Annotated in this window: 21 protein-coding genes; 6 read left to right on the forward strand and 15 right to left on the reverse strand. The window is 67.6% G+C overall.

The window, feature by feature from the left end; translation table 11 throughout:
* Positions 1-26: 26 nt before the first annotated feature.
* The 7 genes from L0M17_RS10980 to L0M17_RS11010 form a co-directional block, all read right to left on the reverse strand.
* Positions 27-1,037, reverse strand: coding sequence for a gluconeogenesis factor YvcK family protein (locus L0M17_RS10980; RefSeq protein ID WP_241053999.1), 1,011 nt, complete (start codon positions 1,035-1,037; stop codon positions 27-29).
* Positions 1,037-1,960, reverse strand: coding sequence for an RNase adapter RapZ (gene rapZ / locus L0M17_RS10985; protein ID WP_241054000.1), 924 nt, complete (start codon positions 1,958-1,960; stop codon positions 1,037-1,039). The genes L0M17_RS10980 and rapZ overlap by 1 nt, the downstream gene beginning before the upstream one ends.
* A 14-nt stretch (positions 1,961-1,974) precedes the next feature.
* Positions 1,975-3,915: an excinuclease ABC subunit UvrC gene (uvrC, locus tag L0M17_RS10990; protein WP_241054001.1), complete on the reverse strand. Its 1,941-nt coding sequence runs from the start codon at positions 3,913-3,915 to the stop codon at positions 1,975-1,977.
* Between the two features lie 19 nt (positions 3,916-3,934).
* Positions 3,935-4,597 (reverse strand): lysophospholipid acyltransferase family protein, encoded by a 663-nt coding sequence (locus L0M17_RS10995; protein WP_241056411.1) that lies wholly within the window; start codon positions 4,595-4,597, stop codon positions 3,935-3,937.
* Entirely contained in the window at positions 4,597-5,337 is a 741-nt protein-coding gene (locus L0M17_RS11000) for an HAD hydrolase-like protein (protein ID WP_241054002.1), read from the reverse strand. Before L0M17_RS11000 ends, L0M17_RS10995 begins: the two co-directional genes overlap by 1 nt.
* 118 nt (positions 5,338-5,455) lie before the next feature.
* The gene (gene uvrA, locus L0M17_RS11005; protein WP_241056412.1) at positions 5,456-8,344 is read right to left on the reverse strand and encodes an excinuclease ABC subunit UvrA; all 2,889 of its coding nucleotides are present in this window, start codon (positions 8,342-8,344) and stop codon (positions 5,456-5,458) included.
* A gap of 188 nt (positions 8,345-8,532) precedes the next feature.
* A complete protein-coding gene (locus L0M17_RS11010; RefSeq protein ID WP_241054003.1) occupies positions 8,533-8,910 on the reverse strand; it encodes a GntR family transcriptional regulator in 378 nt (125 codons plus the stop codon).
* A 63-nt stretch (positions 8,911-8,973) separates the two neighbouring features.
* Here L0M17_RS11010 and L0M17_RS11015 point away from each other — a divergent pair, with 63 nt between their 5' ends.
* Positions 8,974-9,624 carry an MBL fold metallo-hydrolase gene (locus L0M17_RS11015; protein WP_241054004.1) on the forward strand — a complete coding sequence of 217 codons (651 nt, stop codon included), beginning with the start codon at positions 8,974-8,976 and terminating at the stop codon, positions 9,622-9,624.
* 3 nt (positions 9,625-9,627) lie between these two features.
* On the opposite strand, the gene L0M17_RS11020 is transcribed toward L0M17_RS11015, so the two are convergent.
* Positions 9,628-10,443, reverse strand: a complete 816-nt coding sequence (locus L0M17_RS11020; protein WP_241054005.1) for a trans-aconitate 2-methyltransferase — start codon at positions 10,441-10,443, stop codon at positions 9,628-9,630.
* 34 nt (positions 10,444-10,477) lie between these two features.
* On the opposite strand from L0M17_RS11020, the gene L0M17_RS11025 reads away from it, so the two are divergent.
* From L0M17_RS11025 to L0M17_RS11035, 3 genes are read left to right on the forward strand one after another with little or no spacing between them, the layout of a single operon-like run.
* Complete coding sequence (locus tag L0M17_RS11025; RefSeq protein ID WP_241054006.1) at positions 10,478-13,066, forward strand: DEAD/DEAH box helicase; 2,589 nt, start codon at positions 10,478-10,480, stop codon at positions 13,064-13,066.
* Positions 13,067-13,076: 10 nt separating this feature from the next.
* Positions 13,077-13,571: a GNAT family N-acetyltransferase gene (locus L0M17_RS11030; protein ID WP_255731886.1), complete on the forward strand. Its 495-nt coding sequence runs from the start codon at positions 13,077-13,079 to the stop codon at positions 13,569-13,571.
* Positions 13,568-14,884 carry an alpha/beta fold hydrolase gene (locus L0M17_RS11035; RefSeq protein WP_241054007.1) on the forward strand — a complete coding sequence of 439 codons (1,317 nt, stop codon included), beginning with the start codon at positions 13,568-13,570 and terminating at the stop codon, positions 14,882-14,884. The genes L0M17_RS11030 and L0M17_RS11035 overlap by 4 nt, the downstream gene beginning before the upstream one ends.
* A 26-nt stretch (positions 14,885-14,910) precedes the next feature.
* On the opposite strand, the gene uvrB is transcribed toward L0M17_RS11035, so the two are convergent.
* Both uvrB and coaE read right to left on the reverse strand, forming a co-directional pair.
* Positions 14,911-17,019 carry an excinuclease ABC subunit UvrB gene (gene uvrB, locus L0M17_RS11040; RefSeq protein ID WP_241054008.1) on the reverse strand — a complete coding sequence of 703 codons (2,109 nt, stop codon included), beginning with the start codon at positions 17,017-17,019 and terminating at the stop codon, positions 14,911-14,913.
* A 94-nt stretch (positions 17,020-17,113) separates the two neighbouring features.
* Complete coding sequence (coaE, locus tag L0M17_RS11045) at positions 17,114-17,734, reverse strand: dephospho-CoA kinase (RefSeq protein WP_308196861.1); 621 nt, start codon at positions 17,732-17,734, stop codon at positions 17,114-17,116.
* 28 nt (positions 17,735-17,762) lie between these two features.
* Here coaE and L0M17_RS11050 point away from each other — a divergent pair, with 28 nt between their 5' ends.
* Positions 17,763-18,440 carry an IMPACT family protein gene (locus L0M17_RS11050; RefSeq protein WP_241054009.1) on the forward strand — a complete coding sequence of 226 codons (678 nt, stop codon included), beginning with the start codon at positions 17,763-17,765 and terminating at the stop codon, positions 18,438-18,440.
* An 82-nt stretch (positions 18,441-18,522) separates the two neighbouring features.
* Here L0M17_RS11050 and rpsA read toward each other — a convergent pair whose 3' ends face one another.
* From rpsA to polA, 4 genes are all read right to left on the reverse strand, one after another.
* Positions 18,523-19,986 (reverse strand): 30S ribosomal protein S1, encoded by a 1,464-nt coding sequence (rpsA, locus tag L0M17_RS11055; protein ID WP_241054010.1) that lies wholly within the window; start codon positions 19,984-19,986, stop codon positions 18,523-18,525.
* 200 nt (positions 19,987-20,186) lie between these two features.
* Positions 20,187-21,146 (reverse strand): polysaccharide deacetylase family protein, encoded by a 960-nt coding sequence (locus L0M17_RS11060; protein ID WP_241054011.1) that lies wholly within the window; start codon positions 21,144-21,146, stop codon positions 20,187-20,189.
* 30 nt (positions 21,147-21,176) lie between these two features.
* Positions 21,177-22,472 carry a GNAT family N-acetyltransferase gene (locus L0M17_RS11065; protein ID WP_241054012.1) on the reverse strand — a complete coding sequence of 432 codons (1,296 nt, stop codon included), beginning with the start codon at positions 22,470-22,472 and terminating at the stop codon, positions 21,177-21,179.
* Complete coding sequence (polA, locus tag L0M17_RS11070; protein ID WP_241056414.1) at positions 22,472-25,105, reverse strand: DNA polymerase I; 2,634 nt, start codon at positions 25,103-25,105, stop codon at positions 22,472-22,474. The genes L0M17_RS11065 and polA overlap by 1 nt, the downstream gene beginning before the upstream one ends.
* 103 nt (positions 25,106-25,208) lie before the next feature.
* Here polA and L0M17_RS11075 point away from each other — a divergent pair, with 103 nt between their 5' ends.
* A complete protein-coding gene (locus L0M17_RS11075; RefSeq protein WP_241054014.1) occupies positions 25,209-25,736 on the forward strand; it encodes a hotdog fold thioesterase in 528 nt (175 codons plus the stop codon).
* On the opposite strand, the gene L0M17_RS11080 is transcribed toward L0M17_RS11075, so the two are convergent.
* Entirely contained in the window at positions 25,721-26,260 is a 540-nt protein-coding gene (locus tag L0M17_RS11080; protein ID WP_241054015.1) for a dihydrofolate reductase family protein, read from the reverse strand. The two genes, L0M17_RS11075 and L0M17_RS11080, sit on opposite strands and share 16 nt — an antisense overlap.
* Positions 26,261-26,267 lie beyond the last annotated feature (7 nt).

A 26,267-nucleotide genomic window follows, 5' to 3' on the forward strand; every position in this document is an offset into this window, starting at 1 on the left:
CACACTCCTCATTTCGTGTCCGGGCGTCATGCCGTGCCGCCGGAGAACACCTCGTGATAGGCCGCCGCAAGTCGGAGCGGATCGTGCACCGCCCGGTGGCCCGAAGCACCCACTCTACCGAAGTGGACCTCCGCACCGAGTTCCGCCGCAGCCCGTTCGAACTCGGCGGCGTCGCCGACCGACCCAGCCTGCGCAATGACGGCGTCGATGGTGAACTCGGGGGCTGCACGCTGGATGACCCGCAGGTGATCCGCGCCCGACATTCCGCTCGTCTCCTTCGTGTCCGTCGTGAGGTTCATCGCAAGGCATCGACGCGCGGGCGTATCGGAGAGGGCCTGCCGCAATTCGGGCAGCAGGAGATGGGGCAGGACCGACGTGTACCACGAGCCTGGCCCGAGGACCACCCAGTCGGCGAACTCGATGGCGCTCAACGCCTCGGGGCACGCGGGCGCGTCGTCGGGCAGCAGCCGTACGCCATCGAGCCGGCCGGCGATTGCGCAGGCGGCCTGGCCGCGGATGAGCTCGCCGGGGCTGCCGTCGGAGGAGGCGAGCGTCCCCTCGATCATGAGCGGCACCTGGGACATGGGCAGGACCTGGCCACGCGCGCCGAGAAGCGCGCCTGCCCAGCGGAGTCCGTCGACGACGTCGCCGAGGAGCTCGCAGAGCGTCATGATGAGCAGATTGCCCATGGCGTGGTTCTCGAGCCCGCTCGTGCCTGCGGGCGACTGGAAGCGGTGCTGCATGACGTCTCGCCATGTCCGTCCCCAGTCCGTGTCGTCGCACAGCGCGGCAAGAGCCATCCGCAGGTCGCCCGGGGGGATGACGCCGAAGTCGCGTCGCAGGCGGCCGGAGGAGCCGCCGTCGTCCGCCACAGTGACGACGGCGGTGAGGTCCGCCGTGAGGAGGCGGAGCGCTGACAGCGAAGCCGAGAGGCCATGGCCGCCGCCCAAGGCCACGACGGAAGGCCCCTTGGGGACCCCGCCCGACGTTCCCGTCCCCGGCGGAATGAGGGGAAGCTGTCCGGTGAACATGCTCATCACTCGCGTCCGAGGTCGCGGTGCGAGGTCGTCACCGTGACGCGCGGCTGCTGCGAGAGACGCTTGGCGAGCTCCTCGACGATCGCGACCGAGCGGTGCTTTCCCCCCGTGCAGCCGACGGCGATCGTCGCGTAATGCTTGTTCTCCTTGCGGTAGCCCCTCAGGACGGGCTCGAGGGCGTGGACATAGCGCGTCACGAACTCCTCCGCCCCGTTGGCGACGAGGACGTAGTCGCGAACGTCCGGATCGAGCCCGGTGTGAGGGCGGAGCTGCGGGATCCAGTGGGGATTCGGCAGGAAGCGGACGTCGGCCACGTAGTTGGCGTCGGCCGGGAGACCGTACTTGAACCCGAAGCTCATGACGTTGATCCGCAGCGTCACAGGCCCCTTCTCCGAGAAGAGCTCGGTGATCGCCGTGGCGAGGCCGTGGACGTTGTAGTCGGACGTATCGAGCACGAGGGTGGACTGCTCGCGCAGCTCCGCGAGGATCTGTCGCTCGGCCGTGATCCCGTCGAGGATGCGACCTCCGCCTTGGAGCGGATGGGGGCGCCTACCCTGCTCGAAGCGCCGGATCAGGACGTCGTCGGTCGCGTCGAGGAAGAGGACCCGGTACTCGACTCCGCGGGAATCGAGGGCGTGGAGCGCTTCGCGGATGTCCGCGAACAGGGCTTTGCTCCGGACGTCCATGACGACGGCGAGCTTCGGGATGCGGTCAGACGCGTGCGCGACGAGTTCTGACAGGGTCCCGAGCAACTGGGGCGGAAGGTTCTCCACGACGTACCAGCCGTGGTCCTCCAGCGCATTCGCGGCGGTGCTCCGGCCAGCACCCGACATGCCGGTCACGATGAGCAGCTCGGCGCCTTGAGGCTTCACAGGGGTCAGCTCAGTGGGCTCGTGCGGGTCCGCCGCGCTGGTCTGGGTCATGAGGCCCAGCCTAGCTAAGACTCCAGGATTTCGCCGGTCGCGTAGTTCACCGCAGGGGCGGCCTGTTCTGCCTCCGATCCGTGGAACGCCGCGTACACGGAAGCCGCGAGGGACGGCCCGACGCCGGCCACGCCAGCGAGCTCGTCCGGCGTCGCCGCCCGAAGCTTCTTCACTGAGCCGAAGTGGGCCAGGAGCGCCTTCTGGCGCGCTGGGCCGAGGCCAGGAACGTCGTCGAGCAGCGAAGCGGTCATGGCCTTGCCGCGCTTCTGCCGATGGAAGGTGATGGCGAAGCGGTGCGCCTCGTCCCGGATCCGCTGGAGAAGGTACAGCCCCTGCGAGGCACGCGGGAGGATCACCGGGAAGTCCCCCTCCGGGAGCCACACCTCCTCGAGCCGCTTGGCGAGGCCGACGACGCGGATCTCGTCCTCGCCGATGCCGAGCTCGGCGAGGGCCTTCATGGCCGCAGCGACCTGCGGCTGGCCGCCGTCCACCACGACAAGATTGGGCGGGTAGGCGAACTTGCTGTGCAGGTCTCGCTCCGCAACCGGCAGCTCCTTGTCCGCGAGGTAGCTCCGGAAGCGCCGCGTCAGCACGTCGTGCATCGCGGTCGTGTCATCGCGGGCCGCATCGCCTGTCACTGAGAACTTGCGGTATTCGGACTTCTTCACGAGCCCGTCCTCGACGACGACCATCGAGCCCACAACGTTCGTACCCTGGACGTGCGAGATGTCGAAGCTCTCGATCCGCAGCGGCGGCTCGGGGAGCTCGAGCGCCTCCTGCAGTTCTTGGAGGGCAAGGGAGCGCGTTGTGATGTCGCCGGCTCGGCGGACCTTGTGGAGCTTGAGCGCCTGTACCGCGTTCTCGTGCACCGTCTTGGCGAGGGCAGCCTTGTCGCCCCGCCGGGGCACGCGCAGGTCCACCTTGGCCCCTCGAAGGCCGGAGAGCCAGACCGTGAGCTGCTCGGCGTCGTCGGGCAGGACCGGCACGAGCACCTCCCGCGGAATCCTAGTGTCGGTCTCTGCCTGTGCGCCGTAGACCTGCTGCAGGAGGTGCTCGACGAGGGCTGCCCCGGTCGTCTCCTCGACCTTCTCAACGACCCAACCCCGCTGGCCGCGAATTCGCCCCCCGCGCACGTGGAAAACCTGGACCGCCGCCTCGAGCTCGTCCTCCTCGACGGCGAAAATGTCGGCGTCCGTGTCTTCGGAGAGCACGACCGCGTTGCGTTCGAACACCTTCCGCATCGCGATGATGTCGTCCCGCAGCGACGCGGCGGTCTCGTAGTCGAGCTCCGCCACCGCGGCCGCCATCCTCTTCTCGAGCTGCGAGATGAAGCGCTTGGCCTCCCCGCCCATGAAGGCGCAGAAGTCTTCGGCCAGCGCCCGATGCTCCTCGGCGCTCACCCTGCCCACACACGGGGCGGAGCACTTGTCGATGTACCCGAGGAGGCAAGGACGACCGCTCTGCTCCGCGCGCTTGAAGACGCCAGCGCTGCAGCTCCGCACAGGGAACACCTTGAGCAGGGTGTCCATCGTCTCCCGGATGGCGCCCGCAGTGTACGGCCCGAAGTAGCGCGTGCCCTTTCGGCGATCGCCTCGCATGACCTGGACTCGCGGGAACTTCTCCCCCAGCGTCACCGCGAGGTACGGATACGTCTTGTCGTCTCGGAAGGCCAGGTTGTACCGCGGAGCGAATTCCTTGATCCACGTGTACTCGAGCTGGAGGGCCTCGAGTTCGCTTCCTACGACCGTCCACTCGACGCTCGCGGCCGCGTGGACCATGGCGTACGTCTTGGGCAGGAGGGTTGCGGGGTTCGCGAAATACGAGGTCAGCCGCTGGCGGAGATTCTTCGCCTTCCCGACGTAGATGACTCTGCCGTGGGGATCGCGGAAGCGGTAGACGCCCGGGTCGTTCGGGATCTCACCGGTCTTGGGCCGGTAGCTCGCTGGATCTGCCACTGCTCTAGTTTAAGGTTCCCTATTCCTGGGTGGGGGGCTTGTTGTAGCCGGTCGCGCGGCCTTGGCCGCTCAGGGCTGCGATCGCGTCCATGATCCGGTCCGTCGCCTCGCGGCGGACCGGGAGCGAATGGTCAGGCCCGAGCTTGTCGAAATAGAGCGGCTCACCGACTCGCATGCTGAAGTGCTGGGGCCTGACGGCGTTCGTCCCGGCCGGCTGGAGCCGGTCCGTGTCGGCGAGGCCGACCGGGACCACGGGAGCGCCGGTAGTCAGAGTGAGCCAGCCGACACCCGTGCGGCCGCGGTACAGGAGGCCGTCGCGGGAACGGGTGCCCTCGGGGTAGATCCCCACCCCTTCGCCGCGTTCGAGGACATCGAGGAGGGTCTTGAGCGCGGCGACGCTCGCGGCCTGCTCCCCCCGCTCCACGGGTATGGAGCCCACACCCTCGAAGAACGACTTCATGATCTTGCCCTTGATACCCCTGCCGGTGAAGTACTCGGCCTTGGCGAAGAAGCCGACCGTGCGAGGCATGAGGGCCTGGATGATGACCGAATCCAGGAACGAGAGGTGGTTCGAGGCGACGATGAAGGGCCCGTCGTCGGGCACATTCTCGAATCCGGTCAGGGTCGGCCTGCAGAGGGTAGCGATGAGGCCGCGGATGCTCGTGCGGGTGGCCTGGTACATCAACGGCACTGGCTGGCCTCCGCTTCAGTCGGTTCGACGTGGGCGGTGGACCCCGGTCGCCCATGGACCGGGACCAGGCGTTCGACGGCGTCGCCCGCCTCGCGCGCGTCGGTCGCGTAGGCCGGAAGGTCCTGCGCCTCGAGCTCACCCGGCTCCGCGAAGCCCCACCTCACGCCAATGCACGGGATGCCGTTGGCCGCGGCCCCGGCCGCATCATGCCGGCGGTCGCCGATCATCACCGCGCGGTTCCGCGAGGCGTGGTTCGTCTCGAGGGCCGCCGCCACGATGCTCACCTTGCCGTCAGGGAGCGGCGGCAGAGTCTCGTCGTCCGGCGCGCCATGGATGCTGTGGAAATAGGCGTCGAGCCCTTGGAGCCTGAGGAGCTTCTTCGCGAGGCCTTCCGGCTTCTGGGTCGCGACCGCGAGGTGGTATCCGCCTGCCCGCAGCCGGCTCAAGAGCTCAGGAACGCCCGGGTAAGGCCGGCTCTTCGCCATGCCCTCCGAGATATACCGCTCTCGGTACGACTGGACTACCAAAGTCATCGACCCCTCGGGCACCGAAGCGAAGCGACGCAGCGACTCGATGAGCGGCGGGCCGACCATGGCGTCGAGGGCAGCCTGCTCCGGGACCGGCAGGCCATGGACTTCGAGGGCCGCGGCGATACCGCCTGTGATGCTCCCGGCAGGGTCGACGAGGGTGCCGTCCAGATCGAAGATCACGAGGGCCGGGCTGTCTGTCACCGGGCCAGTCTCCCATATGGGAGTCAGTAGCCGAAACTCGTATGCCTCCAAGGGAATACTGGCCCGGGGGGTGGCGCCTTGCGGCATTTCGAGACGTTCAGGGCCCCCTTCCACGGCGTCAGCCGTGGCTGCGATCGAAGATCTCCGCAAGAAACTGCCCCGTGTGACTCTGTTCGGCCTTCGCCACGTCCTCAGGAGTCCCGGTGGCGATCACCTGACCGCCCCCCGAGCCTCCGTCGGGGCCCAGGTCGATGATCCAGTCCGCGCTCTTGATGACGTCGAGATTGTGCTCGATCGTGATGACGCTGTTGCCCTTCTCGACGAGGCCCTGGAGCACGAGCAGCAGCTTTCGAATGTCCTCGAAATGAAGGCCGGTGGTCGGCTCGTCCAGCACATAGACGCTGCGCCCGTTGGACCGGCGCTGCAGTTCGGAGGCGAGCTTGACCCTCTGCGCCTCGCCACCCGAAAGCGTAGTGGCCGGCTGTCCGAGCCGCACATATCCGAGCCCGACGTCCACCAGCGTGTTCAGGTGCCGTGCGATGGGGGCGAACGCCGAGAAGAACTCGGCGGCCTCGTCAATCGGCATGTCGAGAACGTCCGCGATCGTCTTGCCCTTGTAATGCACCTCGAGGGTCTCGCGGTTGTACCGAGCGCCGTGGCACACCTCGCACGGGACATAGACGTCGGGGAGGAAGTTCATCTCGATCTTGATCGTGCCGTCGCCCGAGCATGCCTCGCAACGGCCGCCCTTCACGTTGAAGGAGAACCTGCCGGGCTGGTAGCCGCGGACCTTGGCCTCGGTCGTCTCAGCGAAGAGCCTGCGGATGTGGTCGAAGACGCCTGTGTATGTTGCCGGGTTCGATCGAGGCGTCCGGCCGATCGGACTCTGATCCACATGGATGACCTTGTCGAGGTGCTCGAGTCCCTCGATCCGGGTGTGACGGCCTGCCACCTGCTTGGCGCCGTTCAAGCGGTTGGCGAGCACCTTGTAGAGGATCTCGTTGACGAGCGTCGACTTCCCGGACCCGCTCACTCCCGTCACGGCCGTGAGGACTCCGAGCGGGAACGTCACGTCCACGTTCTGGAGGTTGTGCTCCCGTGCACCGATGACCTTGAGCTGGCGCTTGCGGTCGATAGGCCGGCGCTTCTTGGGCACTTCGATGGCGCGACGCCCTGAGAGATAGTCGCCCGTGAGCGAGTCGCGGTTCTCCAGGAGACCAGCGAGCGGGCCGGAGTGGACCACGTTGCCGCCGTGCTCGCCTGCGCCTGGGCCGATGTCGACGATCCAATCGGCCTCGTGGATCGTGTCCTCGTCGTGCTCGACGACGATGAGCGTGTTGCCGAGGTCGCGAAGACGGGTGAGCGTCTCGATGAGCCGGCGGTTGTCGCGCTGGTGAAGGCCGATGCTCGGTTCATCGAGAACGTACAGGACCCCGACGAGACCCGAGCCGATCTGAGTCGCGAGGCGGATGCGCTGCGCCTCACCGCCGGAGAGCGTTCCCGCAGCGCGCTCGAGGTTGAGGTACTCGAGGCCCACGTCGAGGAGGAACGTGAGCCGGGCGTCGATCTCCTTGAGGACCTGATGGGCGATCTGGCGTTCGCGGTTGCTCAGCTCGAGGCCGCCGAGGAACTCGCTCGCTTCCCGCAGCGGGAGGGCACACACGGCCGCAATCGACTTGCCGCCCACGAGGACGGACAGCGATGCCGGATTGAGGCGCGCACCGCCGCACTCCGGGCACGGGATCTCCCGCATGTACTCGGCGTACCTGTCTCGGGCGGAGTCGGACTCGGTCTCGACGTGCTTCCGCTGAATGTAGGAGACAGCGCCCTCGAAGCCCGTGCTGTACTTGCGCTCCCTGCCGAATCGGTTCCGGTACTGCACGACGACTTTGTGGTCCTTGCCGTACAGGACAGCATCTCGAGCGTACCGGGGAAGGCTGTGCCACGGGGTACTCATCGAGAACCCCAACTCGTCGGAGAGTCCCTCGAGCAAGCGCGTCCAGTACTCCTGCGTGGCCTGCCCGAGCGACCATGGCGCAATTGCACCCTCGGAGAGGCTCAGCTCGGGGTCGGGGACCACGAGATCCTCGTCTACCTCGAGCTTGGTGCCGATCCCTGTACAAGCTGGGCACGCGCCGAACGGGTTGTTGAACGAGAACGAGCGCGGCTCGATTTCATCGATCGCGAGCGGATGCTCGTTGGGGCACGCGAGGTGCTCGGAGAACGCACGGATGCGGTGATCGTCGTCGGGCGCAAGGTCGACGAAGTCCGCGAGCACCCTTCCTTCGGCAAGCCCGAGCGCGGTCTCGACTGAGTCGGCGAGGCGCTGGCGGATGCCTTCCTTGACCACGAGGCGGTCGACGACGACTTCGATGGTGTGCTTGAACTGCTTGCCGAGCTTGGGCGCCTCGGCGAGCTGGACGAGTTCCCCGTCCACCCGGGCGCGGGCGTAGCCCTTGGCCGCGAGATCCTTGAAGAGGTCCACGAACTCGCCCTTGCGACCGCGCACGACGGGCGCGAGCACTTGGAACCGCGTGCCGTCGGAAAGGTCGAGAAGCTGGTCGACGATCTGCTGGGGGGTCTGGCGCGTGACCGGCTCATGGCAGATCGGGCAGTGTGGACGGCCGACTCGCGCCCAGAGAAGACGCATGTAGTCGTAGATCTCTGTAATGGTGCCGACCGTCGACCGGGGGTTCTTGCTGGTCGACTTCTGGTCTATCGACACGGCAGGCGAAAGGCCCTCGATGAAGTCGACGTCGGGCTTGTCCACCTGGCCGAGGAACTGGCGGGCATAGGCCGAAAGGGACTCGACATAGCGTCGCTGGCCCTCGGCGAAGATCGTGTCGAACGCGAGCGAGGACTTCCCTGAACCCGACAGCCCTGTGAAGACGATCATGGCGTCGCGCGGGAGGTCGAGGTCGATGTTGCGCAGATTGTGCTCCCGCGCACCCTTCACGACGAGACGCGACAGATCGGCCCGGAGCGAGCTGACAGGCCTGTCGATCACGTCGTCACGTCCGCCATCGGAGAGCGCGGCCGCTATGTCGTCCGATACCGGAGACTCCGACACCGGAGACAGAGAAGGGGGAGTTTGCACCCGATCATGGTAGTCGAAGACGTCTTCGAACTTCCAACCGCTCCGCTCAGGGCTGACACCCTGCCGTCTTCTACCACCTCCAGCGCTTCGCTCAGGCATCAGAGCCGCGAATAGGCCTGCTCGAGCAGCTTGACGGCCTCTTCGAAGCCGCATCCGCGGACGCTCGCTGCAGCCGCGAAGGCGGCCGCCGCCGTCGTCAGTTCCTCCTCACGTTCGTCGCGGGGCGCGACGACGGTCCCCGCGCGGCCGCGGGTGACGACGACCTTGGCCTCCTCGAGTTCCCGATAAGCCCGCGCAACAGTGTGGGGGGCGAGGCCGAGATCGGCGGCGAGGGAGCGGACGGGCGGAAGGCGGCGCCCCGCGGGCAGCGAGCCATCCGCGACGAGGTCGGCGACCCGGCGCCGGAGCTGTTCGAAGAGGGGCGTCGCATGGTCCTGGTCCGGGCGCCATGCACCCGGAAAGTCCGCTTCTTCCATGACCACCAGAGTAAGGCGCGAAGGCCCGGTCCACACGATGCCGAGCCAGCCTAGACTGGCGCCATGACGAGCCTCATCCACGACCTTGACCGCGTCACTGTCCGGAGCGTCTCAGTCGGCGACATGGACAACAACGTCTACCTGATCACAGCGAAGGAATCAGGGCAGCAGGTGCTCATCGATGCGGCCGACGACCTCCCCGCGATCCGGCGGCTCCTGCAGGAAGGAGCGGGTGATGCCGCCGCGCCCGCGCATCTCGAGCTCATCGCCACGACGCATCAGCATTGGGACCATGTGCGCGCGCTCGAAGGACTGGTCGCTGAGACTGGCGCCCGCACTGCTGCCGGGCGACAGGATGTGGGAGGCATCCCTGTTCCCGTCGACGTCGTCCTCGACCACGGCGACGTCGGCAACTTCGGAGGCTTCGACCTGACCGCCGTGCATCTCCGGGGCCACACGCCGGGGTCCATCGCATATGTCCTCAAGGACGGCGACGCGCCGCACCTCATCTTCTCGGGCGACTCCCTGTTCCCCGGCGGCGTCGGAAACACCCAGAAGGATCCGGACCGCTTCGCCCTCCTGTTCGCCGACGTCGTGGGGCGACTCTTCGAGACCTATCCGGATGACGCGATTGTGCTCCCGGGGCATGGCCGCCCCACGACGCTCGGAATCGAGCGCCCGCGGCTTGGCGAGTGGCAGGCGCGCGGCTGGTAGCGGCTAGAAGATGTCTGTGCCGTCCATCGGAGCTGGCTTCCGGCCGACGCAGAACAAGCGGCGGAAGGGGTAGACCGTGCCGTATTCGCGGGCCGGGTAGACGTCGAGCAGAAGCTGGTTGTACTGCTCCTCGAACTGCGCGCTCTCCTCGGGGCTGAGAGCGTCGAGCACGGGGCGCAGGGCTGCGCCCCGGACCCAATTGAGCACGGGGTCCTCCCCCGTGAGGACCTGGCAGTACGTGGTCTCCCACACGTCCGCCTCCCAACCCGCGGCACGCATGACGTCGAGATAGTCCGTGGGTTCGCCCACGACGTCGATGTGGCGCAGGACGCCGCGGAGCCGCCGCTCCCACTGCGGAGATTCGGCAAGTTCGCGCAGCAGCGCGTGCGACGGCGCGCTGAAGTTTCCCGGGATCTGGACCGCGAGCCACGCACCCGGGGCGAGCTGTTCGAGCCAGCGCCCTATGAGCGCCTGATGGCCCGGCACCCATTGGAGGACGGCGTTCGAGACGACGACATCGACGTCATCGTCGGGTGTCCAGGTCACCACATCGCCGAGTCGGAAGCTCAGGCCGGGCCTGCCCGGCGTCGTCCGTTCCGCGGCGTCGATCATCTCCGGCGAGCTGTCGACCCCCTCGACAACGGCGTCCGGCCACCGGTCGGCGAGCGCAGCGGTCAGCGTTCCCGGTCCGCAGCCGAGGTCGACGACGTGCCGCGGCGCCTCAGCGCCGATACGCGAGGTCAGGTCGAAGAACGGCCGGCCGCGGTGGTCGCCGAAGCGTACGTAGAGGGCCGGATCCCACGTGGGCGAAGCGCTCATGGCTCCACGCTAGTGCGGATAGGCTGGAGGCGCCATGAGACTCGACAAGCTCCTCCCACAGCCCGGACACCGCGCTGATTCCGCCGCTCTCTCCGACGGGCTGCCCGATGCCGTCTACGAGCGATTCGTCGAGTGGGCCGAGGGCCGGGGCCTCTCGCTCTACCCTGCTCAGGACGAGGCCGTCATGGAGCTCGTTCAGGGCAACAATGTGATCCTCGCGACCCCTACGGGGTCCGGGAAGTCGCTCGTCGCGATTGCCGCGCACTTCTATGGCCTCGCCACGGGACAGCGCAGCTACTACACGGCGCCGATCAAGGCCCTCGTCTCGGAGAAGTTCTTCGCCCTGTGCGAGATCTTCGGCGCGGAGAACGTGGGAATGGTCACGGGCGACTCGTCGGTCAACGGGCAGGCGCCGATCATCTGCTGCACTGCGGAGATCCTCGCGAACCACGCACTGCGTGAGGGGGCAGCGGCGGAGCTGGGTCCCGTCGTCATGGACGAGTTCCACTTCTACTCGGACCCCCAGCGAGGCTGGGCCTGGCAGGTTCCCCTCCTCGAACTCCCTCAGGCGCAATTCCTCCTCATGAGCGCGACCCTCGGCGATGTGAGCCGCTTCGAGCGCGAGCTCACCGAGCGCACGGGGCGGACGACGACGACGGTCGCCGGGGCGGAACGCCCCATCCCCTTGCATTACTACTACGAGGAGAAGCCCGTCCACGAGACGCTTGAGGAGCTCCTCGCGACCAAGCAGGCGCCCGTCTACGTCGTGCACTTCAGCCAGCTCGAGGCGATCGAACGGGCGCAGCAGCTCATGAGCGTGAACGTGTGCACGCGCGAGGAGAAGGAGCGCATCGCCGAACTCATCGCGCACTTCCGCTTCGCGGCAGGCTTCGGCAAGACTCTCAACCGGCTCGTCCGGCACGGTATCGGCGTCCATCACGCTGGCATGCTGCCCAAGTATCGGCGCCTGGTCGAGCAGCTTGCCCAGGCGGGGCTCCTCAAAGTCATCTGCGGGACCGACACGTTGGGGGTCGGAATCAACGTCCCGATCCGCACGGTGCTGCTCACTGCGCTCAGCAAGTTCGATGGCCAGCGCACGCGACACCTCAACGCACGTGAATTCCACCAGATCTCCGGACGTGCAGGCCGGGCGGGGTTCGACACGGCCGGAACCGTCGTCGTCCAGGCCCCGGAGCATGTCGTCGAGAACAACCGCGCCCTCGAGAAGGCGCGTGCGAAGTTCGGCGACGACGCGCGTAAACTGCGGCAAGTCGTCAAGAAGAAGCCGCCGGAAGGCTTCGTCTCGTGGGGGCGCCCCACGTACGAACGACTCGTCGAGGCCTCGCCCGAACCGCTCAGCTCGAGCTTCACGGTGACGCATGCGATGCTCTTGAACCTCGTGGCGCGCCCCGGGAACCCGGTGGCAGCAACGCGCCGCCTCCTCGAGGAGAACCATGAACCGCGCATCGTCCAGCTGCGCCTCATGCGCCGTGCGCTCGGCATCCTGCGTGAGCTCCTTGCGGCCGGCGTGGTAGAGCGGATCCCGGCCGAGGAGCGGAGCGCGTCCGACCTCGAGACCGGGCGGACTCTCCGCCTGACCGTCGACCTCCAGGAGAACTTCGCCCTCAACCAGCCGCTCTCCCCGTTCGCCCTGGCGGCCCTCGACCTCCTGGATCCGGAGTCGCCCTCGTACGCACTCGACGTCGTCTCCGTGATCGAAGCGACCCTCGAGAAGCCACGGCAGATCCTCTCCGCACAGCTCAAACGGGCTCGCGCGGACGCCGTGGCCGCCATGAAGGCAGAAGGGCTCGAGTACAGCGAGCGGATGGCCATCCTCGATACTGTGACGTACCCCGAACCGCTCAAAGAGCTCCTCGAGGCTGCCTTCGAGGAATACCGGAAGCACGCGCCGTGGGTCGGCGATTTCGAGCTCGCGCCGAAGTCCGTGGTGCGTGACATGTACGAGCGAGCTATGGACTTCGGGGAGTTTGTGCAGTTCTACTCGCTCGCGCGCAGCGAAGGCATCGTCCTGCGCTACCTGACAGACGCGTACAAGGCGCTCAACCAGACCGTGCCGCAGGATTCCCTCCGAGACGACCTCGAAGATCTCATCGAATGGCTTGGCGAGCTTGTACGGCAGGTGGACTCGAGCCTGCTCGACGAATGGGAGGAGCTCACGAGCGGGCATGAGCTGCACCCGCACGATGCGCCGCCTCCCCCACCCCCTGCCCTCACCTCGAACCGCCGAGCCTTCCGGGTCATGGTCCGGAACGAGCTCTTCCGGCGAGTCGAGCTCTTCGCTGACGAGGATTCGGCCGGCCTCGCGGAGCTGGACCGGAACTTCGCCTCCGATGCGGGGGCCGGCTTCGGCGCCGACGCGTGGGAGGACGCCCTCGACGCGTACTTCGACGAACACGAGGACATCGGAACGGGGCCGAACGCCCGCGGCCCGCAGCTCCTCATCATCGATGAGCAGCCCCGCGTGTGGCACGTTCGGCAGATCTTCGATGATCCAGCTGGGAACCACGACTGGGGCTTCTCGGCCGACGTCGACCTTGAGGCCAGCGACGAGGCGGGCTCCGCCGTCATCCGTGTGACCCAGATCGGGCGACTCGGCGGATAGGTTAGAAGGCATGACTCTTTCGCCGGTGACCACCTTGAGGCGCGCTACCCCTGACGACGTGCCCGCGATTCTCGAGCTGATCCACGACCTCGCCGTGTATGAGCGCGAGCCGGACGCAGTGAAGAACACCGTGCCCGTGCTGACCGAGCAGCTTTTCGGGGAAACCCCCGCAATCTTCGCGCACGTGGTCGAAGAGGACGGCGACGTGATGGGCTTCGCTCTCTGGTTCCTCAACTACTCCACATGGGAAGGCACTCACGGCATCTACCTCGAGGACCTGTACGTGCGGCCCGAGGCACGCGGACGCGGGTACGGGAAGGCCCTGCTCCGGGAACTGGCCCGCACGGCGGTGGAGCGGGGATATGCACGGGTTGAGTGGAGTGTTCTCAAGTGGAACGAACCCTCGATCGGGTTCTACCAAAGCATCGGCGCGCAGCCGATGGACGAATGGGACACGTTCAGGCTGACCGGCTCCAACCTCGCCTTGTTCGGGACGTCCCAGTGAGGCGAACGCGCGGCGCACGGCATCGGGTCCTCGGCAGCCATGCATTCCGTGGCCTCCGGACCACTGAGCACGTCTTCGATGTGCCGCTCGACCATGGCAACCCGGAAGGCGAGCACCTCGAGGTCTTCGCCCGCGAGTACGTCTCGGCGGCGCATCCTGCAGAATCGATCGACGGCCTTCCGTGGCTCGTGTTCCTCCAAGGAGGCCCGGGCGGGCGGGGGAACCGCGTCACCTCGTTGTCCGGCTGGATGAAGGAGGCGGCGAAAGACTTTCGCATCCTCATGCTCGACCAGCGAGGCACGGGGCTCTCAACCCCAGCGGATCGGCTCACGCTCCCCCTCCGGGGCAAGCCGAGGCAGCAGGCCGAATACCTGGCCCATTTCCGTGCGGACTCGATCGTCTTGGACTGCGAAGCGATCCGGCGTGCGCTCGGCACGGGTCCCTGGACTGTCTACGGGCAGAGCTACGGCGGCTTCTGCACCCTCACGTACCTCTCAATCGCCCCTCAGGGGCTCCGAGAGGCACTCATCACCGGCGGCCTCGCACCCTTGGACGGTCCTGCCGAACGGGTCTACCGGGCGACATACGCTCGCCTCGCTGCCCGAAACGCCCAGTTTTTCTCCTGGTACCCGGATGACCGCCGGCGGGTGACGGAGATCGTCGAGCACCTGCGCAGCGTGCGCGAGCACCTCCCCGACGGGAGTCGGCTCACCCCCGAACGCTTTCAGCTCGTCGGCAACCTGCTCGGCGGCAACACGCGCGTCGACAGCCTCCACTACCTTCTCGAGGACGCCTTCACACGATCCGCGGACGGCCGGCGCCTTACTGATGCGTTCCTCCAGCAGGTTCACGCCATCGTCACGCGCGCTCCGAACCCGCTCTACGCCGTCCTGCACGAATCGATCTACGCGCAAGGCGAGCCCACCGGCTGGGCGGCCTGGCGCGTCCTCGCCGAGTACCCGGGGTTCCGGGCGGACAGCGAGGAACCGCTCCTCCTTGGGGAGATGGTGTGCCCTTGGCTGTTCGAGCAGGATCCGGCGCTCGTACCACTCGCCGAGACGGCCGCCCTTCTGGCCGAGAAGTCCGACTGGGGCGCTCTCTATGACGCAGCCAGGCTCGCCGAGAACGAGGTTCCAGTTGCGGCCGCCGTGTACCGCGACGACATCTATGTGGATCGTTCCCTGTCCCTCGAGACCGCCCACCGGATCCGTGGACTGAACGTCTGGGAGACGGCGGACTTCCACCACGATGGCATTGCCGACGACGGCGAAGGCATCTTTGCGCGGCTCCTCGGCCTTGTTCGTGGAGGCTGATCCCGCCTAGCTCCGGCGTGGCCGGCTCACGCGTGCCCGGCCGCCTGCATCTGCCGAAGCTCCTTCTTGAGATCGGCTACCTCGTCGCGCAGCCTCGCGGCCAGCTCGAACTGCAGCTCGGCGGCCGCGCCGTGCATCTGCTCGGTGAGCTGCTCGATCAGTCCTACGAGATCCTCGGCCGGGGCTGCGGCCACCCCGTCGCGCCGCAGCTCCGCCTCGGCCTTCTCGGCGACGGCGGGTGTCCCCTTGCGCTTTCCGCCCTTCCCGAGGCGTTGGCTCTCGAGCAGGGCGCGCGTGTCCTGATCCTCCCGGAGGAGCTGGTCCGTGATGTCCGCAATCCGCTTGCGCAGGGGCTGGGGATCGATTCCGTGGTCGCGGTTGAACGCGAGCTGGATGTCACGCCGCCGGTTCGTCTCGTCGATGGCCTGGGCCATCGAGTCCGTGATCTTGTCCGCGTACATATGAACCTGACCGGAGACGTTGCGGGCCGCGCGCCCGATTGTCTGGATGAGCGAGGTGGACGAGCGCAGGAAGCCCTCCTTGTCAGCGTCAAGGATGCTCACAAGCGATACCTCAGGAAGGTCGAGACCCTCGCGGAGGAGGTTGATGCCAACCAGGACGTCGAAGACCCCAAGGCGCAGCTCGCGGAGCAGTTCGACGCGGCGCAGCGTGTCAACATCGGAGTGCAGGTACTGGACCTTCACGCCGTGGCCCATGAGGTAGTCCGTGAGGTCCTCCGCCATGCGCTTCGTGAGGGTCGTGACGAGGACGCGCTCGTCGCGCTCCACGCGGTCGCGGATCTCGCCCAGGAGATCGTCGATCTGGCCCTTCGTCGGCTTGACGACGACCTCGGGGTCGACGAGGCCCGTCGGGCGGATGATCTGCTGCACGACGCCGTCGGACTTGCCGAGCTCGTACTTCCCGGGGGTAGCCGAGAGATAGACGGTCTGGCCGATGCGCTCGAGGAACTCGTCCCACTTGAGTGGCCGGTTGTCCATAGCCGAGGGCAGCCGGAAGCCGTGGTCCACGAGGGTGCGCTTCCGCGACATGTCGCCTTCGTACATCGAACCGATCTGCGGCACTGTCACATGGGACTCATCGATGACCAGCAGGAAGTCTTCCGGGAAATAGTCGAGGAGGCAGTGCGGGGCGGAGCCCGCTTCGCGCCCGTCGATGTGGCGCGAGTAGTTCTCGATGCCCGAACAGAAGCCCATCTGCTGCATCATCTCGAGGTCGTACGTCGTGCGCATGCGGAGCCGCTGTGCCTCTACGAGCTTGTTCTGCGACTCGAGCGTCTTGAGACGCTGCGCGAGCTCGTCCTCGATTGCAGTGATGGCACGGTTCATGCGCTCCGGTCCGGCCACATAGTGCGAAGCCGGGAACACGTACATCTCCTGTTCCTCGCGGATGACCTCGCCGGTAACGGGGTGGAGCGTGTGGATGCTCTCGACCTCGTCCCCGAAGAACTCGATGCGGAGGGCGAGCTCCTCGTACATCGGAATGATCTCGACCGTGTCCCCGCGAACCCGGAACGTACCGCGGTGGAAGTCGATGTCGTTGCGCACGTACTGCATCGAGACGAACTTCCGCAAAAGGGCGTCACGGTCGAGCTCCATGCCCTGCCGCAGGGTCACCATCCCTGCGACGTACTCTTCAGGCGTGCCGAGGCCGTAAATGCAGGACACGGTCGCCACGACGATGACGTCGCGCCGCGTGAGCAGCGAATTCGTCGCCGAGTGCCTCAGCCGCTCGACCTCCTCGTTGACCGAGGAATCCTTCTCGATGTAGGTGTCCGTCTGGGGGACGTACGCCTCAGGCTGGTAGTAGTCGTAGTAGGAGACGAAGTACTCGACCGCGTTGTTGGGCAGGAGCTCGCGGAACTCGTTGGCAAGCTGCGCGGCGAGCGTCTTGTTCTGCACCATGACGAGCGTGGGGCGCTGGAGCTTCTCGATCACCCACGCGGTCGTGGCGCTCTTGCCGGTGCCGGTTGCGCCAAGCAGCACGACGTCCTTCTCGCCGTTCTGAATCCGCTCGGCTATCTCTGCGATCGCCGTCGGCTGGTCGCCAGCTGGCTGGTATTCGCTGACGACCTCGAAGGGGGCGACGACCCGGTTGATGTCCTGGGCAAGGCTCATGCATCAAATCTACGCCGGGCTGCGGACAGGGAATGTCCGCATTCGCCCCCGGCTGACTCGCCCGAGAGGGCTGACGCGTTCGCGCTCACCCGCATCAGCTTGCTGAGACGGTACCCGTTCCAGCGGAAGGCACGAGGACGTCGTGCCAGAGCCTGTCGACGGCATCATGGAGCTCCACGAGGGTCCCCGTGTTCTCGATGACATAGTCGGCCGCCGCGAGGCGCTCCTCCCTCGAGGCCTGCGCCGACATGCGCGCGCGCGACTGCTCTTCAGTGAGTCCGTTGCGCTCGCCGAGCCGGCGGATGCGCACCTCATCCGGCGCGTCGACGACGACGACGGTATCGAAATTCCCCGCCTGCCCCGTCTCCACGAGCAGCGGGATGTCCTGGACGACGACGGCGTCCGCGGGCGCCTGAGCGATGATCTCCGCCGCCCGGGCCCGGACCCGGGGGTGCACGATCGAGTTGAGGACCTCGCGGCGCCCGGGGTCCGCGAAGACCAAGGCCCCGAGCGCTGCCCGGTCCAAAGCGCCGTCGTCCGTCAGCATCTCCGGGCCGAACGCCTCAACGATCTCGGCGAGGCCGTCCGTGCCCGGCTCAACGACCTCCCGTGCGATCAGGTCGGCGTCGACCAGGACGGCGCCCAACTCGACGAGACGCCGCGCGACCTCCGACTTCCCCGAGGCGATCCCGCCCGTCAGCCCTACTCTCAGCACCCGACCAGCCTAGCCCTACACTTGTGCGGTGACTTCGACCGCTAGCCATGCCTTCCGCTACAGCACGGTCGACGGCGAGCACCGCCACGAGCTCGAGATCAAGCGCTCCCGATTCATCACAGTCCTGCGGAGGGCCGAGACCGAAGAAGCCGCGCGATCCCTCGTCGCCGAGCTGCGCCGCGAGTTCCACGACGCTCGCCACCATTGCAGCGCGTTCGTCCTCGGCCCGGATCGCATGACCCAGCGGAGCAACGACGACGGCGAGCCCTCGGGGACTGCGGGCGCACCGATGCTCGAGGCGCTCCTCAAAGGCAGCGCGGTCGACGGCGAAGCGGACCTGAGCGACGTGGCCGCCGTGGTCGTGCGGTACTTCGGCGGAATCCTGCTCGGCGCCGGCGGCCTCGTCCGGGCCTACTCGGAGTCGGTGTCCCGGGCCTTGGCCACCGCACCGCTCATATGGCGCGAGCGGCTGCGGCTCATGTCGGTCGAGGCCCCGCACGGCTCTGCGGGGCGTCTCGAAAATGACCTCCGCGCCTTCGGGATCTCCGTCGTTGGGACGGACGACGGCCCGACGGCGACGTCTCTCCGCCTCGCAATCGAGGACGCCGAGCGTGCCGGTGCAGCCTTCCAGGAGCGGCTGGCGACCCTCACGGGCGGCGGGTGCGTCGCCGTCGACCTCGAAACGTCCTGGGTGGACGTCCCGTAACGTACGAAGGGCGGGCCCTGCGTGTGCAGGGCCCGCCCTTCGTACGGAGCCTTTCCGGGCGGCTGGATTCAGCCGCGACGGATCAGTTGCCGGTCAGCTTCTCGCGAAGCGCGGCAAGAGCCTCGTCCGAGGCGAGCGTGCCGCTCTCCGGGGCCGGAGCCTCCGAGGAGTAGCTCGTCGGGATGGACTCGCGGCCGGATGCCGCAGCAGCGTCGTCGGCGAGGTGCTGAGCGACCTGCTTCTTGTGGGCCTCCCAGCGGGCCTGCGCGTCGGCGTACTGCTGCTCCCACGCGGCGCGCTGCGCCTCGTAGCCCTCGAGCCACTCGTTTGAGATCGGGTCGAACCCCTCGGGGTACTTGTAGTTGCCCTCTTCGTCGTACTCGGCGGCCATGCCGTAGAGCGCCGGGTCGAACTCGGTCGAGTCCGGGTCCACACCCTCGTTGGCCTGCTTGAGCGACAGCGAGATGCGGCGACGCTCGAGGTCGATGTCGATGACCTTGACAAAGATCTCGTCGCCCACCGAGACAACCTGCTCGGCGAGGTCGACGTGACGCTCGGCGAGCTCGGAGATGTGGACGAGACCCTCGATGCCGTCCTCGACGCGAACGAACGCACCGAACGGAACGAGCTTCGTGACCTTGCCGGGAACGACCTGGCCGAGCGCGTGGGTACGCGCGAAGGTCTGCCACGGATCTTCCTGAGTCGCCTTGAGCGAGAGCGAGACGCGCTCGCGCTCGAGGTCCACCTCGAGAACCTCGACCGTGACCTCCTGGCCGACCTCGACAACCTCGGACGGGTGGTCGATGTGCTTCCACGAGAGCTCGGAGACGTGCACGAGGCCGTCGACGCCGCCGAGATCCACGAACGCACCGAAGTTGACGATCGAGGAGACGACGCCCGTGCGGACCTGGCCCTTCTCGAGCTTGTTGAGGAACGTCGAGCGGACCTCGGACTGGGTCTGCTCGAGCCAAGCACGGCGGGAAAGGACCACGTTATTGCGGTTCTTGTCGAGCTCGATGATCTTCGCCTCGAGCTTCTGGCCGATGTACGGCGCGAGGTCGCGCACGCGGCGCATCTCGACGAGCGAGGCCGGGAGGAAGCCGCGAAGGCCGATGTCGAGGATGAGGCCACCCTTGACCACCTCGATGACGGTGCCGGTGACGACGCCGTCCTCTTCCTTGATCTTCTCGATGTCGCCCCACGCACGCTCGTACTGCGCGCGCTTCTTCGACAGGATCAGGCGGCCTTCCTTGTCCTCCTTCGTGAGGACGAGGGCCTCCACCTGGTCGCCGACCGCCACGACCTCACCGGGGTCGACGTCGTGCTTGATGGAAAGCTCACGGGAGGGGATGACACCCTCGGTCTTGTACCCGATGTCGAGGAGGACCTCGTCACGGTCGACCTTGACGACAGTGCCCTCGACGAGGTCGCCGTCGTTGAAGTACTTGATGGTGGCATCGACGGCGGCGAGGAAGTCATCGGCAGAGCCAATGTCGTTGATCGCGACCTGCGGGGTGCCGGACTTCTCGGTGGAGGTGATGGTCATGTAGTAGGGGCTCCGATGTGGATCGTTAGTCGGTCAGGCAGCCGAGTCCCATGCCACACAGCACAGGCCAGACATCCTGAAAATTGGATTGGAACAGCTGCGCACTACGCGCCCACCCAGTTTAGTCGGCGCTCTCAAGCCGGGTCAAAGCGAGGCGAGGGCGCAGCAACAACATTGGTCGTCTTGCTGGCAGCGTCCGGCTACGCCGTATGTCCTGGCACGGCAAGACCCGACTGGGAGAGTGTGGTGAACCTGATCCCGCGGCCCAGAAGGGCTGGAAGACCGGCGGCATACCCTGCGGCAGTTCCCGACCCCGGCTGGTTCATGTGGCTGATGACGATGTCGCCCCGTTCGACGGTCCGCAGCTGGGCGGCCACCTTCCACCCCGGGAAGGTCGCACCTGCGTCGGCGTTGACGGAGAAGTTGAGCGGGACGAGCCCTGCGGCGGAGGTCGCTGCGGCGGTGACGTCGTCATAGAACGCCGTTCCGGGGCGGAACCAGGGAACTGCCGCGCCTGCCAGGGCCGAAACCCGCTGCTCGTTGCCCAGCAGTTCGTCGAGGGCTGCGGCGAGCGAGGCAGTGCCGGGGATTCCGTACGCGCTACGCCCTGACACCGAGAGCGGGACGTGGGCCGTTCCGTGGTTGCCGATCTCGAAGAGCGGGTCTGCCGCAAGCTCCGCGCTGAGCGACGGGTTCGCCTCGATCCAGCGCGCGTTGAGGAAGAGCGTCGCGGGGACCTTGAGGCGCCGAAGCGTCTGGATGAGGGCCGAGTCGTACCGCGAGCCGCCGGGGCCGCCGCACGCGTCGAAGGTGAGGGCAACCGCCGTCGTCGCCGTGCGGGTGACAACGCCTGTCACCGCGAGGCCCCACTGCGTCGGCTTCCGGCCGCGGAACCGTTCCTCGATCGCGAGCCGTTCGGCCGCGCTGAGCACGTGCGGCCGCAGCGGCGCGGAGGCGGCCGACGGGGCAGCCGCTGAACGCGGAGCTGCCGGCGGCTCGGGCGTAGCGGCCCCGGGCTCAGCCATCGTCGTCTCGGCCGCTTGGGATGACCCGCACGCAGTCAGGAGAGCGCCCAAGGACGCCGAGCCCAGTGTGGACAGCACAGCGCGCCGTGAGGCGTGCGCCATCAAGGAGGGCACGTGCGGCATCAAGGAGGGCATGGGCACTCCACGGTCCGGTGAGCAGTCCGCTCAGAAATGGGTAAGGCAGTGCGCAGGGCGCTCTACTGCGAACAGCCTCTCCGCCGCGAGGGCGGCGCCGGGGTTCTCCTCGCTGATGCGCCCTGCCTCCCTCAGGGTAGTCGCCCTGACGCCGCCTACGAACAATGACGCGAGCTCGGCGGCGTCGAGTACGAGATCAGGAGTCTCCCCGTCCGCGCGCGAGACGTTCGCCACCCCTTCGGCGACCGTGAGGCGGTACCGGCCAGCGGCCATGCCGAGCCCGTCGACGACGTCGAGAACGAGCGCCCCGTCGACCCCGTAGCGTCGCGCCTCAAGCGCCGCCGGCACGTCCAGGATCCTCAGCCACAGCATGTCCTGCGCAGCTTCGGCACGAAGTGCGCGCGCGTCGTCGAGCGCCCAGGCAAGGGGATCATCCGCCGGAGCCTCGCTCCATACGATCCGCCGCACGAGGTCAAGGGAGCCTAGGAAATCCCACAGCGCGAGGTACGCCTCGGGACTGGCAGCGACGAGGTCCCGGACCTCCATCGTGTGCGGTTCGTGCTCCCAGCCCTGGAACGCATACGTGACGTAGCCATCTGGCACGCCGTCCACATCGAAGTGCAGCGCGGCCCGGAGCGCCCGGTCCTCGCCGCCGCCGTCCCGGTCCCACAGCCCCGCCGCAGTGTGGCGGTAGCGATCCTGACGATCGATCGATCCCGGGGTCACGCGGTGGGCTCGCTCGAAAACCACAGGCGCGAGGTTCAGGAGGACGCCGGGATCCGCGGCCTCGACCCGGCCGTCCGTGGGAACGGCGAGCTTGAAGCGCGGGCCCGTGGCGACTGTGACGCGACGTTCCGCCGTGGCCACCCCGAAGCCGAATCGACGGTAGATGGATGCTTCGGATGCTGTGAGGGCGGCGATCGGAGCGCCGTCGGCCTTCGCCCGTGCGAGATCCTCGGTCATGAGTCTCCGCAGGATCCCCCTTCGGCGGTGGCTTGTGCGGACGGTGACCGCGGTGACGAGGTGTGCGGGAACGAGCGCCCCATAGCCGGCATTGAGCGTCTTGCGGAAGGTCGCGAAAGTCGCGACGGGGACCTCTGGGCCGAACGTGCCGACGGGCACGGGGCCGGGCTGATAGACCCCGGTGAGCTCGCGTCCGTCGGCGACAAACGCAGCCGCCGTCCTGGCAATCAAGTCCTCCGGACGGCGCTTTTCGTAGAAGCCGGCGCCGACTGCCCTGATCCATTCCCGGGTCTGGCCGTAGCCTTCCTCGCCCTGCCGCGACGGTCGGAACCGCCGCAGCTCATAGTCGCCGGCGATTGCCATCAGTGCCCGGCTTCGTTCCAGGTCCGCCCCACGCCGACCTGCACGTCGAGGGGCACCGAGAGCTCGGCCGCCGAGCCCATGCGTTCCACCACGACCTCGCGGACCGCGGCCTCTTCCCCGGGCGCGACCTCCACCACGAGCTCGTCGTGGATCTGGAGCAGGAGCCGCGAACCCAGTCCGCGCGCCTCGAGCTCGTGCTCGACGCCCAGCATCGCGAGCTTGATGATGTCGGCCGCAGAGCCCTGGATCGGCGAGTTGAGCGCGACGCGCTCCGCAACCTCGCGACGTGCCCGGTCCGTGCTGTTGAGGTCCGGGAGGTACCGGCGGCGCCCGAAGATCGTCGACGTGTAGCCGTCCTTGCGAGCCTGCTCGACGACGCCCCGGAGGTAGTCGCGCACCCCGCCGAACCGGTCGAAGTAGTCCTTCATGAGGGTCCGCGCCTCGTCGACGGAGATGTCGAGCTGCTTCGAGAGCCCGAACGAGGTGAGCCCGTAGGCGAGGCCGTAGGACATCGCCTTGACCTTCGCGCGCATCTCGGAGCTCACCTCGGCAGGCGCTACGTGGAAGATCCGCGAGCCCACGAAGCGGTGAAGGTCCTCGCCCTCCCGGTATGCCTGGATGAGGCCCGCGTCATTCGAGAGGTGCGCCATGATGCGCATCTCGATCTGCGAGTAGTCAGCCGAGAGGAGCGATTCATAGCCCTCGCCGACCACGAATACGTCGCGGACGCGACGCCCTTCCTCCGAACGGATCGGGATGTTCTGAAGGTTCGGGTTGTTCGAGGAGAGGCGGCCGGTCGCGGCGATGTTCTGCGCGTAGGTGGTGTGGATTCGCGCATCGGACGTCACGGACTTCTTGAGCGTCTCGACCATCTGCCGGAGCTTGCTCGACTCGCGGTGCGCCATGAGCCCCTCGAGGAACGGGTGCCCCGTCTTGTCGAGCAGGTCCTTGAGCGAGGCAGCGTCCGTCGTGTAGCCGGTCTTGATCTTCTTCGTCTTGGGCAGCTCGAGCTCGTCGAAGAGGACCGTCTGGAGCTGCTTGGGCGAACCCAGGTTCACCTCGTGGCCGATCGCTGCGTAAGCCCGCCCGGCCGCCTCTTCGCTCGCGCGGCCTAGATCGTCCATGAGGGCGTCGATCTGCTCCTTCGAAACGGCGATCCCGGCCCACTCCATGTCGAGCAGCACTCTGGCGAGTGGGAGCTCCATCTCCGCGAGCAGCGAGGCCGCGCCCACCTCGGTGAGCCGCGGGGCGAAGTCCGCACTGAGGGCCCGAACGACGGCCGCCTCCCGCACGAGCGACGCCGCCGCCTCGTCGTCCCCGCCGAGGGAGAGGGCGAGCTGACCGCTCGCGGGGGCCGGCCCGAGCTGGATGTCGAGGTGGTGCTGAGCCAGATCGCCCAGGGCGTAGCTCCGCCGGTCCGGTTCAATGAGATACCCCGAGATCGAGACGTCGTCGACGACCCCCTCGAGCTCGACCCCAAGCGCTCGGAGCGCCTTCGCGGACTCCTTGTACTCATGGATCGCCTTCGGAACCCCCGAATCGGCGAGCCATTCCGCGAGCGGTGCGGGGAACACGCCGTCGACCGCCACGTAGACGGCCTCGCCATGCGAGGCGAGGGCGAGGGCGGTCGCCTCCTGCCGCTCCCCCGCCTGCTCCGCGCGGATCGCTACGGCGACGGGCACCTCGCCCGCGGCGCTTGCGAGGCGTGCGAGCGCTGCGGGGAGCGCGGCCTCGTCAGGCCGCGTGAACTCCGGTACCTCGAAGACCTCGGTACCAGTGGCCTCGGGCTCGGTAGCGAAGATCTCGTACACGCGGGCACGGAGGTTCTTGAACTCGAGTTCGTCGAAGAGCGACTCGACCGCGGCGGGATCGGGCTCGGGCGAGGCCAGCTCGTCGAGTGCGAGTGGGAGTTCGAGGTCCGTGATGAGCCGGTTGAGGCGCCGGTTCCGCTCGACGGACTCGACGTGCTCGCGGAGGCTCTCCCCCGCCTTGCCCTTGATCTCGCCAGCATGCGCGAGAACGCCCTCGAGACCGTCGTACTGCGCGATCCACTTCGCGGCGGTCTTCGGGCCGACGCCGGGAACCCCAGGAAGGTTGTCCGCGGACTCCCCCACGAGCGCGGCGAGATCCGGGTAGCGCGCCGGCGGGACGAGGTACTTCTCCTCGATGGCCGTCGCGTCCATGCGCGGAATGTCGCTCACGCCCTTGCGCGGGTAGAGGACGGAGACACGGTCGTTGACGAGCTGGAACGTGTCGCGATCACCTGAGACGAGGTAGACCTCCATCCCCGCTTCGGCTCCCTGCGAGGCCAGGGTGGCGAGGATGTCGTCAGCCTCGTAGCCGGGGAGCTCGAGCGTCCGGATGCCGAGCGCCTGCATGACGCGCTTGATGAGGTCGATCTGGCCGCGGAACTCGGACGGCGTCTCGTTCCGGCCGCCCTTGTACTCGCTGTATTCGGCCTTGCGGTGAGTCGTCTCGTCGCTCACGTCGAACGCGACCGCAACGTGCGTCGGCTTCTGGTCGCGCATGAGGTTGATGAGCATCGAGGTGAAACCGTGGACGGCGTTCGTGTGCTGCCCCTCGGAGTTCCGGAAGCTCTCTGCCGGCAGGGCGAAGAAGGCACGGAAGGCCATGGAATGCCCGTCGACGACGAGGAGCCGGTGCGGCTCCCCCTGGGGATCGAGGACGACGGTCTCGGCTTTGCTCGTTTGACTCACGGGTGCCAGCCTAGTGGGCATGCACGCGAAAGACACTCGCAGCGGCTCGCCCCTGACAGGCTCCCCGATCCGCGCACTCCCGGGCAACTACGAGCAGGAGCTGGCGGACGCGCACGTCCCTGACCACATCCGCCCCTGGCTCGCCGAAAGCGGGGTCGGGGCCCTCGTCGTGAAGCTCGGGATCGTGTTCGAGGAGCTCAGCGCTGAGCGCTCGGTCGCGACCATGCCGGTCGAGGGGAACACCCAGATCGCCGGGATCCTGCACGGCGGAGCGAGCGCAGCCCTCGCGGAAACCCTCGGCTCGTTCTCCGCGACCCTGCATGCGGGTCCCGGGAAGATCGCGATGGGGATCGACCTCAACGCGACACACCACCGCCCGGCGTCCACTGGTGTGGTGCGCGGCGTGTGCACCGCGATTCACCTTGGCCGCACGACGACGTCCCACGAGATCGTCATCAAGGACGAGTCGGGGCGCAGGCTCTGCACGGCGAGGATCACGAATCTCCTTCGCAATCTGCCGCAGGAGGTCGCTCAGGCGGCCCGGTAGTCGAGCTCGACCGTCCCGTCCCGCTGGGTGATGCCCTCGAGCCGGAAGTCCTTGGGGGTGGCGAGCGCCCGAGAGCCGAAGAGGGGCACCCCACCGCCGAGCGCCACGGGCACGAGGGTCACGACGACGCGATCCACGAGGCCCGCGGCCAGGAACTGCCCAGCGAGGTTTCCGCCGCCTACGATGTAGACGTCCTTCTCCCCCGCGTCCCGACGGAGTTCCGCGGCGAACTCCGTCACGGCCCCGCGCACGACGACGACGTCGGCGCCGTCGTCGGCTGTGTGCTCATGGTGGCTGAAGACCCAGCAGGGTGTCTTGTAGGACCACTCGCCGGGATGGTGCTCCCGGATCCACTCGTAGGTCTCGCCGCCCATGGCGACGCAGCCCACGCCGCGCTCGAACGTGCGATACGACTCGCCGAGCCCCTCGACGTCGTCGAACTTCTCAAGCCACGCCAGCCCTCCGCCGTCCTGCGCGATATAGCCGTCCAGGCTGGCCCCCACGTAGTACACGAACTCCGCCATGCGCCTC

The organism is Sinomonas terrae, from assembly GCF_022539255.1.
In the GTDB taxonomy this organism is placed as follows: domain Bacteria; phylum Actinomycetota; class Actinomycetes; order Actinomycetales; family Micrococcaceae; genus Sinomonas; species Sinomonas terrae.

Excerpts from the sequence above, each read along its gene's own strand:
- L0M17_RS10980 (WP_241053999.1), bottom strand. The coding sequence starts at position 1,037 with ATGAGCATGTTCACCGGACAGCTTCCCCTCATTCCGCCGGGGACGGGA.
- polA (WP_241056414.1), bottom strand. The coding sequence starts at position 25,105 with ATGGCCTTCCGTGCCTTCTTCGCCCTGCCGGCAGAGAGCTTCCGGAAC.
- L0M17_RS11020 (WP_241054005.1), bottom strand. The coding sequence starts at position 10,443 with ATGAGCGCTTCGCCCACGTGGGATCCGGCCCTCTACGTACGCTTCGGC.
- L0M17_RS11060 (WP_241054011.1), bottom strand. The coding sequence starts at position 21,146 with ATGCCCTCCTTGATGCCGCACGTGCCCTCCTTGATGGCGCACGCCTCA.
- rapZ (WP_241054000.1), bottom strand. The coding sequence starts at position 1,960 with ATGACCCAGACCAGCGCGGCGGACCCGCACGAGCCCACTGAGCTGACC.
- L0M17_RS11065 (WP_241054012.1), bottom strand. The coding sequence starts at position 22,472 with ATGGCAATCGCCGGCGACTATGAGCTGCGGCGGTTCCGACCGTCGCGG.
- L0M17_RS10995 (WP_241056411.1), bottom strand. The coding sequence starts at position 4,597 with ATGTACCAGGCCACCCGCACGAGCATCCGCGGCCTCATCGCTACCCTC.
- L0M17_RS11080 (WP_241054015.1), bottom strand. The coding sequence starts at position 26,260 with ATGGCGGAGTTCGTGTACTACGTGGGGGCCAGCCTGGACGGCTATATC.
- L0M17_RS11015 (WP_241054004.1), top strand. The coding sequence starts at position 8,974 with ATGACGAGCCTCATCCACGACCTTGACCGCGTCACTGTCCGGAGCGTC.
- L0M17_RS11030 (WP_255731886.1), top strand. The coding sequence starts at position 13,077 with ATGACTCTTTCGCCGGTGACCACCTTGAGGCGCGCTACCCCTGACGAC.
- L0M17_RS11010 (WP_241054003.1), bottom strand. The coding sequence starts at position 8,910 with ATGGAAGAAGCGGACTTTCCGGGTGCATGGCGCCCGGACCAGGACCAT.
- rpsA (WP_241054010.1), bottom strand. The coding sequence starts at position 19,986 with ATGACCATCACCTCCACCGAGAAGTCCGGCACCCCGCAGGTCGCGATC.
- L0M17_RS11075 (WP_241054014.1), top strand. The coding sequence starts at position 25,209 with ATGCACGCGAAAGACACTCGCAGCGGCTCGCCCCTGACAGGCTCCCCG.
- uvrB (WP_241054008.1), bottom strand. The coding sequence starts at position 17,019 with ATGAGCCTTGCCCAGGACATCAACCGGGTCGTCGCCCCCTTCGAGGTC.
- L0M17_RS11025 (WP_241054006.1), top strand. The coding sequence starts at position 10,478 with ATGAGACTCGACAAGCTCCTCCCACAGCCCGGACACCGCGCTGATTCC.